Genomic DNA, 1,949 nt, shown 5'->3' on the forward strand with positions numbered 1-1,949 from the left:
AGAGGGTTGTCGGTGGGGGCTCATGACGCTCGCTCTCTCTTTTCGTTCTGGTTTCAGTGAAGGGCGTGGTCGTCGACGCCATAATCGCTGGCGGCGCGCAGATAGGCCTCGTCCAGAAGGGTGACCCAGCCGCTCTGCATGGCGATCAGCCGCCCGCGCCGCATCTGGCCCAGGGTGCGGCTGACATGGACCAGGCTCAGGCCCAGGGCGTCGGCCAGGGTCTCCTGGGTCAGCGGCAGGTGCAGGCGGTCGCTGGTGCACAGGCCGGCGCGTTGCAGTCGGTCGCGCAACTCCAGCAGCAGATGGGCCAGCCGCGCCTGGGCGGATTGCCGGCCCAGCCGCACCACATGGTTCAGCAGGCAGGTTTCCTCGTATCGACGCGATGTCGCCAGGGCGCGACGCAGCCGGTCGTGGCGCGGGTCTTGAAGCGCCAGAATCTCACGCAGCATCAGGGCGTCGACATATTCGACCCGCGTCAGGGCGATGATAGTCGTCTCGTCCAGCGGGCGCGGATCAAGGCTCAGCCCCACGGAATCTCCGGGCAGCAGGAAGCCGAAGATCTGGCGCTGGCCGTCGGCCAGAATGCGCTGGCGACACGCCCATCCGCTCAGGATAAGGCGCGGCGAGGCGGCTCGGCCGTCGGGATCGAAGGGCTGGCCTGCGGGCACCGCCTCCTGAAACATGCACAGCCGTCGAACCAGGGCGCGCTCTTCATCGCTCAGTCGAGTGATGGAGGCGAGGTTGCGCAGGGCGGCCAGATCGGCCGGCGCAGAGACGGAACGGCGCACGTTGACCGCGCGCGTCACCATGCCCTTGCGGGCAGGTTCGACCTACCACCTCCGGCGGTCCGGCTTGCGTCCCTCTCCCACACCATCTCAGGCGTTCCTCCGGGACAAGAAACGGCCACAATGCAACGGTCGTTCCTGCCAAGGCGCAGAAACGTTGATTTTATATTAACTTGGCCGTGGAGGCATCGGTCGCGCAAAGAGTGCGTCGCCCGCCAGGTTAAGCAGACGGCGAATCTTACGACCGTTCTGCCTTCTCACCACAATGTAAGGAGAGATGGCGCACCCGAAGAGATTCGAACTCCTGACCCCCAGATTCGTAGTCTGGTGCTCTATCCAGCTGAGCTACGGGTGCGCACTGCCTTGCGGGCAGGGCCGGGTATCTAGCGGGTCGCCTTCGGGCTGGCAAGCAGGTTTTCTCAGAAAATCTTGAGAAAATGCGGGGTTGGCCTCGGAGGCCTGCGGGCCTAGGCATAAAGCCTCCCTGTAATGTCCCGGAGTGCTTGAGTGCGCGCCTTTTCCTTCCCCCATCTGCGTCCTGCGCGCAGGATTTCCTCTCTCACAGCCGGGACGGCGTTTGCGGCCCTGTTGCTGACGGGTTGCGCGACGACGGCGGAAGGGATTCAGGCCGAGGCGGCGCCGGTTCCGGCTGAAGCGCCGATCGGGGCGCAGGCGTCCGTCGCTAGGGGGCCGTTCGTGTCGGCGGCCAATCCTTTGGCTGTCGAGGCGGGGATGAAGGTGCTGGCGCGCGGCGGTTCGGCCGTGGACGCGGCGGTGGCGATCCAGGCGGTGCTGGGCCTGACCGAGCCGCAGTCCTCGGGTCTGGGCGGCGGCGCCTTCATGATGTTCTATGAAGCCGAAAGCGGCGCCGTCACCGTCTATGACGGGCGCGAGACTGCGCCGGCCGCCGCCACGCCGGAACTCTTCTATGAGAACGGCAAGCCTCTGGCGTTCGGGGATGCGGTGTTGAGCGGGCGCTCGACCGGGGCGCCGGGCGTGGTGCCCATGCTGGCCCTGGCCCAGAAGCAGCACGGCGCCCTGGCTTGGTCCGAGCTGTTCGGCGACGCCGAGGCGCTGGCGCAGGACGGCTTCGTCGTCAGCCCGCGTCTGGCCGGCATGATCAACGGCTCTGCGCCGCAGGCGAAAACCCGCTGGGCGAGTGAG

Annotated in this window: 2 protein-coding genes and 1 tRNA gene; 1 reads left to right on the forward strand and 2 read right to left on the reverse strand. The window is 66.9% G+C overall.

Annotated elements, in window-relative coordinates; genetic code table 11:
* Positions 1 to 53: 53 nt before the first annotated feature.
* Entirely contained in the window at positions 54 to 809 is a 756-nt protein-coding gene (locus RT567_RS16325) for a Crp/Fnr family transcriptional regulator (protein WP_313577253.1), read from the reverse strand.
* Between the two features lie 254 nt (positions 810 to 1,063).
* Positions 1,064 to 1,140: transfer RNA gene (locus RT567_RS16330), tRNA-Arg, on the reverse strand.
* A gap of 152 nt (positions 1,141 to 1,292) precedes the next feature.
* On the opposite strand from RT567_RS16330, the gene RT567_RS16335 reads away from it, so the two are divergent.
* On the forward strand, positions 1,293 to 1,949 hold a 657-nt coding region (locus RT567_RS16335; protein WP_313577254.1), incomplete at its 3' end, for a gamma-glutamyltransferase.

This window comes from Brevundimonas sp. (assembly GCF_032107865.1).
Lineage (GTDB): Bacteria > Pseudomonadota > Alphaproteobacteria > Caulobacterales > Caulobacteraceae > Brevundimonas.

What these genes read in the sequence shown, in the direction of transcription:
- RT567_RS16325 (WP_313577253.1), bottom strand. Translation starts at nt 809, where the DNA reads ATGGTGACGCGCGCGGTCAACGTGCGCCGTTCCGTCTCTGCGCCGGCC.